The organism is Brevibacterium sp. (assembly GCF_031179145.1).
Taxonomy (GTDB): domain Bacteria; phylum Actinomycetota; class Actinomycetes; order Actinomycetales; family Brevibacteriaceae; genus Brevibacterium.
This window is the reverse complement of the sequence record NZ_JAPSIB010000013.1, coordinates 1-8,090: the sequence shown is the minus strand read 5'-3', so window position 1 is coordinate 8,090 and position 8,090 is coordinate 1. Positions and strand designations below refer to the sequence as shown.

Here is an 8,090-nt window from a genome sequence, read left to right as displayed (position 1 = left end):
GCAACCTATAAGTCGATCCTCGACGTGTCCGACCTGGACAATCTGCGGTCCGAGGTCGCCGAACTCACGGAGGAAGCGTCCGCACCGACGTTCTGGGACGACTCGGATACGGCGCAGAAGGTCTCGGCCAAGCTTTCGCACAAGCAGGGCACCCTGGAGAAGCTCGAGAAGTTCGGTGAGCGCATCGACGACGCCGAACTCCTCATCGAAATGGCTCAGGACGAAGCCGACGCCGATTCCCTGGCCGAAGCCGAACGCGACATCGCCAAACTCAAGTCCCAGCTCGCCGAACTCGAGATCTCCACTCTGCTGTCGGGCGAATATGACGAACGAGCCGCGGTCGTGACCGTGCGCTCCGGTGCCGGCGGCGACGACGCCACCGACTGGGCGCAGATGCTCACCCGCATGTACATCCGCTGGGCGGAGCGTCGCGGCTACAACGTGCAGGAACTCGACACCTCCTATGCCGAGGGTGCGGGAGTGAAGTCGGCAACGATCCAGATCAACGCTCCCTACGCCTACGGCACCCTCTCGGTCGAAGCCGGCACGCATCGCCTCGTGCGCATCAGCCCCTTCGACAATCAGGGGCGGCGCCAGACCTCATTCGCCGCCGTCGAGGTCGTGCCCCTGATCGAGAAGACCGACCACATCGAGATCGATGAGAACGATCTGCGCATCGACGTCTACCGGTCCTCGGGGCCCGGCGGGCAGTCGGTGAACACCACCGACTCGGCCGTGCGCATCACCCACGTACCGACCGGCGTGGTCGTGAGCATGCAGAACGAGAAGTCGCAGATCCAGAACCGTGAGGCCGCGATGCGGGTGCTCCAGTCGCGACTGCTCGAACTCAAGCGTCGGGAAGAAGCCGCGCACAAGAAGGAACTCGCCGGTGACATCAAGGCGAGTTGGGGCGATCAGATGCGCTCCTACGTGACCCACCCGTACCAGATGGTCAAGGACCTGCGCACCGGCTACGAGGTCAACAACCCGCAGAACGTCTTCGACGGCGACCTCGACGGACTCATCGAGGCGGGTATCCGCTGGCGCAAGCAGCAGGAGAACGCCGAGGTCTGATCCGAGGACTCAATCGCCTCGGCGTGGAAGGGTGCCTGTGAAATTCCTCAGACGCCCAACACGCCTCCACGCGCCTCCCCGAACATCACGGAGCTGTTACGTACAGTGGAAGCGCCCGGGCAATCCACGACATGATTGAAGACACTCTTGATCAAATTCGACTCAGTTTCGAAGTCCTACGACGCGCGCACCCGCAAAGCGCTCGACGACATCTCGTTCGAGGCGCAGCGCGGAGAGTTCGTGTTCCTGGTGGGAGCCTCGGGCTCGGGTAAGTCCACGGTCATCAGGCTGATCCTGCGCGAAGAGGTCCCGAGTGCAGGTCGGATCCACATCGCCGGGAAGTCCGTCGTGAAGATGCCGAGCTGGAAGGTGCCTTACCTGCGCCGAGGCATTGGGACCGTGTTCCAGGATTTCCGTCTGCTGCCCAACAAGAACGTGTTCGCCAATGTCGCGTTCGCCCTACAGGTGATCGGGAAGTCCCGCGCCGCGATGTCGACCCTGGTGCCTGACGTGCTCGAGACCGTGGGCCTGGCCGGCAAGGAGAAGCGCTTTCCGCACGAGCTCTCCGGCGGTGAGCAGCAGCGCGTGGCGATCGCCCGCGCCGTCGTCAACAAACCGGGCATTCTGCTCGCCGACGAACCCACCGGAAACCTCGACCCGGTCACCAGCGCGGACATCATGGCGGTCCTGGAGAAGATCAACCGCAACGGCACAACCGTGCTCATGGCCACCCATGATGGAGATATCGTCAACCGCATGCGCAAACGCGTCATCGAACTCTCGGACGGGCAGATCGTCCGCGATGTCGAGCAGGGAACCTACGGAGTCGCCTCATGAGGGCCGGATTCGTCCTCTCCGAAGTCGCCTCGGGACTGCGGAAGAACTTCTCCATGGTCCTGTCCGTCATCCTCGTCACCTTCGTGTCCCTCCTGTTCGTCGGCGCCGCCATCCTGCTGCAGATGCAGGTCGGGCAGATGAAGGACTACTGGTACGACCGGGTGCAGGTCTCGGTGTTCCTCTGCCCGCCCAACTCCGAGGCTCCGACCTGCGTCGACGGTGAGGCCACCGAGGCGCAGAAGGCCGATATCAGGGAGTCCCTCGAGGGATCCGAACTGGCCCCCTACGTCGACAAGGTCTACTTCGAGAACAAGGAAGAGGCGTACAAGCACTTCCAGGAGCAGTTCGACGGCACGAGCCTCGAGGGCACCGTCCCCCAGGAGGATATGAACGAATCCTTCCGGGTCAAGCTCAAGGACGCGGAGAAGTACGAGATCATCAAGGAGTACTTCTCCTCGACCCCAGGAGTCGAGGAGGTCGTCGACCAGAACCATCTGCTCGACCGGCTGTTCGGGGTGCTCAACGTCGCCACCGTCGTTGCAGTCGCGATCGCCGGAATCATGCTGCTGTGCGCAATGCTGCTCATCGCGACGACGATCCGACTGTCCGCATTCTCGCGGAGACGGGAGACGGGGATCATGCGCCTGGTCGGGGCGTCGAACACCTTCATCCAGCTGCCCTTCCTGCTCGAGGGGGTGATCGCCTCGGCGATCGGGGCGACGCTGTCCGCGGGTGCACTGGGCCTGCTCGTCCACTTCGGGGTCACCGGGTGGCTGCAGAACCAGGCCACCGGCTTCAACCTCGTGTCCGGGGTCGACGTCTTCCTCGTGGCCCCGATCCTCATCGCGATCGGCGTGATCATGGCCGGCGCCTCCTCGCTCATCACCCTGAATAAGTACACGAAGGTCTGACATGAAACGGCGACTCCCCTTAGCCATCACGGCAGCCATCCTTGCCCTTCTCCTGCCGGTCACCTCGGCGGTGGCCGATCCCCGCGACGACAAGAGCCGCGTCGACGAGCGTGTCAAGGAGCTCAAGCAGGAGTTCGAGGGGCTCGACGACGAACTCGCCCGTGTCATCGCCGAGAGGGACGAAGCGCAGGAGGCGCTTCCCGACGCCGAGGCGGAGGCGAAGAAGGCAGAGGACGCTCTGGCTGACGCGATCGCGAAGGACGAGGAGTTGGCGGCTCGCCTGTCCTCGGCCGAAGGCGCTCAGGACGACCTCAAGACCTCCATCAAAGAGGGGTCGGAGGCGATCGAGGAGCAGAAGACCTCGGCAGCTCGGATCGGCCGGCAGGCCTACCAGAACTCGGGAATCACCTCCGACATGGCGATGCTGCTGCAGATGGCGGAGGGGACTAGCGCCGACGGCGGGATCGCGCGCGTCGACTCCGCGGTGCGGTCCCAGCAGCGCACGATCGAGAACCTGTCGGAGCAGCGGGCGATCAACGAGAACAACGAGGAGCGCCTGTCCGCGGTGACGGATGAGATCTCCGATCTCAAGGATGAAGCCGCCGAGGCGGTTCTGGCCAAAGAGGCCGCGCAGAAGGATGCGCAGGAGAAGGCTGACACGCTCTCGGCGCTCATCGACGCCAAGGACAAGGCCGAGAAGACGATCGAGGACAACAAGGCCGCGACAGAGGAGCAGCTGCAAAGGGAGCAGGAAGAGCAGGACCGGCTGGCGAAGAAGGTCAGGGAATGGGAGAAGGAGCAGGAGAAGAAGGGCAACTTCGTCTTCGGCGACGGTGCCCTCGCCAATCCTGCTCAGGGCTACCCGATCACCTCGCCCTTCGGCTACCGCATCCACCCGATCACGAAGCGGAAGAAGCTGCACACGGGGACGGACTTCGGCGTTCCCTGTGGCACGCCCATCCACGCGGCAGGCGACGGCATCGTCGTCTCCTCGGGGTGGAACGGCGGTTACGGCAACCGTGTGGTGATCTCGCACGGCAAGATCAAGGGCAGCTCGATCGCCTCCACCTACAACCACAACACCAAGGTCAAGGTCCACGACGGCGAGAAGGTGAAGAAGGGGCAGGTCATCGCGATCTCCGGGACGACAGGCGCCTCCACCGGTTGCCACCTGCACTTCGAGATCATGAAGAAGGGCATCTACGTCAACCCGATGCCCTACATCTCCTGAGCCCTTCCGTACGGGCGGGGTTTAGGCTAAGCTGTTGGGTCTGCGTGTTCTCACCGCTGGTGGGAGCGGATGCAGCTGTGCGCACGACATCCGGATCGCGCCGCGATCGGATCGGACCGAAGATGAGAGGAGGTCGGAATGCCGAAGGACACGGGCAAGAAAGTCATTGCGAGGAACCGGAAGGCGCGCCACGACTATCACATCGATGACACGTGGGAGGCCGGCCTCGTCCTCACGGGCACCGAGGTGAAGTCGCTGCGTGAAGGACGGGCATCTCTGACGGATGGCTTCGCGCTGATCTTCCAGGGTGAGGCGTGGCTCGAAGGTGTCTACATCCCCGAGTATCTGCAGGGGACGTGGACGAACCACACGGCCAGGCGCCGCAGGAAGCTGCTCCTGCACCGTGACGAGATTCTGCGGATCTCGCAGAAGGTCAAGGAATCGGGACGCACACTCATCCCGTTGGAGCTCTACTTCGATGGATCGCGGGTCAAAGTCGAGATCGCATTGGCTCGAGGCAAGCGCGAATGGGACAAGCGCCAGACATTGCGTGAGGCTCAGGACAAGCGCGAGGCCGAGCGGGCGATGAAGTCGAAGCAGTATCGCTGAAACCCGCGCCTGGGCGGTGATCTGCCAGTCTACTGAACTCTTCAACGATGCAAGGTGACTTGAGTCCCGTTGGGAATACTCTGCACGACGGTGTCGTTGAACCTGATGTCGCGCGTTCCGGACGGATCGTCGGGCGCATCGTCTCATGGCGATGGGTTCGGAAGCGTCGGGAATGCAGTTGGCTTCGCCAGTGTTGTACGAGTATGCTGGTGAACCTGCCCGGCACAGGCCCTGCACCGCAGGGAATGGGATGGGCGGGATTGGTAACAGAATATGGGGATGATCGGTTTCGACGTCGGACAATGCGTCGGGAGAAGCGGGTCGAGAATGTAGAGTCATCTCGTAAACGTCCTCTGCAAAAAAATAGGTGCTAAATCTAACAACCGCACCGATTTCGCCCTCGCTGCCTGATAGAGCGCGAGCTGCGAATCCGTCAGCCTAGAGTTGCCTCTGCTCTAGTTCCTGGCGTCGCTTAAGGGGCCACTGCTTCAGATGTTTGTTGAGGGCATCTGAGGGACTTTAACTCAACTCCGTTCGTTGGTCTACGTGTTCGTGCGATGGCCAGAACCTAAGAAACTGCTTCACGAACTGCACCCGGAGAAGACCTGATAATTTGCCGACGGACGCGGGTTCGATTCCCGCCATCTCCACAAATGACAAGCCCGTCAGCTCAGAATGTTGAGCTGACGGGCTTTGTCGTGTCCGGACGCGTGTTGGAGTCAGGCCTGGGCATCAACCACTTCCACGGTCACTTCGAACACGTCAGGATCATCATCGACCCAGAGACCCGCCAGCAGGCGAGCTTCCTCTTTGACGTCGGCGAGCTGTGGCGCCTGGCCAACTGGTTTCAGTATTCCCGAACCGCTGGAAGCGGGTTGTTCCAGTTCGCGAATGTCGAAGACCCACCATTTGCCTTCGCGGAATTTCCGCGCCGTGATCTGCTGCGTCATAGTGAGTTCATCTTAGGCAGATTTCATGCGGCGCGTGGATCGGTGGTCGAAGAAGCGAGGAGAAACGGCGCTACGGCCCACTTTTCCTCAGTTTTTCGACCATACAATTGCGTCCCTACGGGTGGTGTCCCTACGAGTTCACGCGGATGACTTCCTCCTGGTAGGGCGCGATGACCGAACCAGAGATCCGCAGGTCCAGGAGCAGGAACTTCCGCTCCTCGACGGGCGTGGCCTTCCACTCCTCGAGGACGTCGAGGTCGGCCAGAGAGCGGACTGCGACGCCCTGGCCTCCTGCGGCCGAGCCCAGTGCCGCGAAGTCGATCTCATCGATGAGCATCGGCGATCTCTCGAGACCTTTGAGTCCATATAGGTTCACCTCGGCGCCGTAGGCCGCATCGTTGAACACGACGGCGATTCCTCTGCCCTGCGCTGATCGAACCGCCGTGTCGAGGTCGGACAAGGCCATGACACCGCCTCCGTCCCCAGTCGTCAGGACGACCGTCGAATTCTGATTGGCTCGGGCGGCACCAGCGACACTCGGCCAGCCCAGCCCGATGGATTGGAACGCCGTGCCGACCATCGCGATCCTGTTCGGGGCAGCGGGCTCCCAGAACATGTTCGCCCAAGCGATGAAATGACCGCCGTCCGAGACGATGACCCGGTCCTGGGGCAGCAGTTCGTGCAGTCGTGCGGCCGCCGACCGCGGGTCGAGGCGACCATCGGCAGCGAATTCGGCACCGACCTCATACTGCCGCTCCGCCTCGGTGTCGACGGTCTCCCGCCAGCCGCTTGGCTCTGCTCCGATCTCGCGCAGACGGTCTCCCAGCGCAGCCGCTGCTAGTTTCGCGTCGGCCCGGATGTACCCACCCACGCGAGAACTCGTTGCGCGTTCGTCGGTGTCGACCTGCCAGACCGACGTCGTGGGATGGAAGAGCTCACCGAAGCGCATCGTGAACTGGTTGAGCGAGGCGCCGAAAACGACGGCGACGTCGGCGTCGCGGATCCGCTCCATCGCGCCCGGGGCACCGAAGCCGCCGGCGACGCCGAGGTCACGACGCGCCTCCGGAAAGATGTTGCGACCCAGGGCAGTGGTCGCGGTCAGCGCTCCCGTTCTCGAAGCAAGCGCTCCGAGCTCTTCTCGGGCACCGGCCAGCCAAGCACCGCGACCGGCCAGCAGAATCGGACGCTTTGCCTCGGCGAGTTGATGGGCAAGTCGGTCGATGGAAGTCCGCGCGAATTCGGTCGCCGGAGCCAGGGGAGCGGGAATGCCCGGACCGGGCACCTCGGGAATTGCTCCAATGTCGAGAGTCGCGACATCGTAGGGAATGGCCAGGACGACGGGGACACGATAGGTCAACGCGTGTTCGACAGCGGTGACTGTAGCCGCGGCGGCATCCACCCGTCCCACCGTGTACGTGCGCACGCCTACTGCGGAAGCCATGGCGATCTGATCGACGTCCCACGGTCTGGGGCCCGAAGTCGGCTCGTCACCGACGACGAGCACGAGTGGCACTCTCGCCTGCGCAGACTCCGCCAACGCTGTGAGGGTGTTGGTGAATCCGGCGCCGTACGTGGTGCTGGCGGCGGCGACCCGACCCGAGGTTCTGAAGTGCGCGTCGGCAGCGACGACAGCACCGGCCTCGTGCCGCACAGCAGTGAAGTTCGCCGAGGTGCGGGTGAGCAGGGCGTCGAGGAAATAGGCATTGCCGTTGCCCATGAGTCCGAAGACTTCATCGATGTGACGGGCAAGAGTCTGAGCGACATGAGCGGAGGTGTGGGCCATGAAGGACCTTTCGCAGAGCGATGAGACATGGAGATGCATCCATATATGTCTCACACGCGCGTTCCGCGGCTTCGCGCTCCTTTTTCGAGCACCGGCTGGGTGGCCTCAACCGGTTCGAACCACACCGGCCTGACAAGACATCAATATAGGTCACAACTGCGCTCGATCCAAGCAAGAGTCTCTCTGCAGGTCAGGCCGGTCAACCACCAGCAGGCCACTTCCAGGTCGGGGTCACCCCGGACCGGACGAACCGGGTCCCGGCGATCTAGGCTCGGGCGGACAGGTCCTTCGGGTGGGACGCACCGGCAGGGGCCTCCGCCGGCAACCTTGAGTATCTGGTGACATGGCAGTCTGCCGTGCTCGGCGACAATGGAAGCGTTGTCGTGAAGTCGCCGGTGAATGGTCGATTCGAATACACGTACACGTCCAGATCATTCCTGACTGCTTTCACCGTGAACTTCACGGTGAAAGCCAGGACTCAGCTGACAACTGACAGCTGGGAAGGCCAACCGCGATCTCAAAGTGCGACGGCCGTCGTGGTGGTCGTCCCAGTCGTTCTCAGATGCAACTGACTTGATCGGCAGTCTGACGACATCCGCAACTCAACCTCACAAACACCGGTCGGTCCGTCGAACGCTCTGGGTGGAAGAATGCGAACATCGAGCGGCCCACTTGGCTTCGAGGGACCACGCTGT

Annotated in this window: 7 protein-coding genes and 1 other RNA gene; 6 read left to right on the top strand and 2 right to left on the bottom strand. The window is 62.8% G+C overall.

Annotated elements, in window-relative coordinates; genetic code table 11:
* The 6 genes from prfB to ssrA all read left to right on the top strand — a co-directional run.
* On the top strand, positions 1-1,074 hold a 1,074-nt coding region (gene prfB, locus RIT73_RS10570; protein ID WP_309132037.1), incomplete at its 5' end, for a peptide chain release factor 2.
* 147 nt (positions 1,075-1,221) lie between these two features.
* The gene (ftsE, locus tag RIT73_RS10565; protein WP_309132036.1) at positions 1,222-1,911 is read left to right on the top strand and encodes a cell division ATP-binding protein FtsE; all 690 of its coding nucleotides are present in this window, start codon (positions 1,222-1,224) and stop codon (positions 1,909-1,911) included.
* Positions 1,908-2,822, top strand: coding sequence for a permease-like cell division protein FtsX (gene ftsX / locus RIT73_RS10560; RefSeq protein ID WP_309132035.1), 915 nt, complete (start codon positions 1,908-1,910; stop codon positions 2,820-2,822). The genes ftsE and ftsX overlap by 4 nt, the downstream gene beginning before the upstream one ends.
* Position 2,823: 1 nt before the next feature.
* Positions 2,824-4,053: a peptidoglycan DD-metalloendopeptidase family protein gene (locus RIT73_RS10555; RefSeq protein ID WP_309132034.1), complete on the top strand. Its 1,230-nt coding sequence runs from the start codon at positions 2,824-2,826 to the stop codon at positions 4,051-4,053.
* A gap of 138 nt (positions 4,054-4,191) precedes the next feature.
* The gene (smpB, locus tag RIT73_RS10550; RefSeq protein WP_309132033.1) at positions 4,192-4,662 is read left to right on the top strand and encodes an SsrA-binding protein SmpB; all 471 of its coding nucleotides are present in this window, start codon (positions 4,192-4,194) and stop codon (positions 4,660-4,662) included.
* A gap of 275 nt (positions 4,663-4,937) precedes the next feature.
* Positions 4,938-5,315: a transfer-messenger RNA gene (gene ssrA, locus RIT73_RS10545) on the top strand.
* Between the two features lie 66 nt (positions 5,316-5,381).
* Here ssrA and RIT73_RS10540 read toward each other — a convergent pair.
* The gene (locus RIT73_RS10540) at positions 5,382-5,612 is read right to left on the bottom strand and encodes a hypothetical protein (protein WP_309132032.1); all 231 of its coding nucleotides are present in this window, start codon (positions 5,610-5,612) and stop codon (positions 5,382-5,384) included.
* A 130-nt stretch (positions 5,613-5,742) separates the two neighbouring features.
* A complete protein-coding gene (locus RIT73_RS10535) occupies positions 5,743-7,395 on the bottom strand; it encodes a thiamine pyrophosphate-binding protein (RefSeq protein ID WP_309132031.1) in 1,653 nt (550 codons plus the stop codon).
* Positions 7,396-8,090: the final 695 nt, after the last annotated feature.

Excerpts from the sequence above, each read along its gene's own strand:
- smpB (WP_309132033.1), top strand. The coding sequence starts at position 4,192 with ATGCCGAAGGACACGGGCAAGAAAGTCATTGCGAGGAACCGGAAGGCG.
- RIT73_RS10555 (WP_309132034.1), top strand. The coding sequence starts at position 2,824 with ATGAAACGGCGACTCCCCTTAGCCATCACGGCAGCCATCCTTGCCCTT.
- RIT73_RS10535 (WP_309132031.1), bottom strand. The coding sequence starts at position 7,395 with ATGGCCCACACCTCCGCTCATGTCGCTCAGACTCTTGCCCGTCACATC.
- RIT73_RS10540 (WP_309132032.1), bottom strand. The coding sequence starts at position 5,612 with ATGACGCAGCAGATCACGGCGCGGAAATTCCGCGAAGGCAAATGGTGG.
- ftsX (WP_309132035.1), top strand. The coding sequence starts at position 1,908 with ATGAGGGCCGGATTCGTCCTCTCCGAAGTCGCCTCGGGACTGCGGAAG.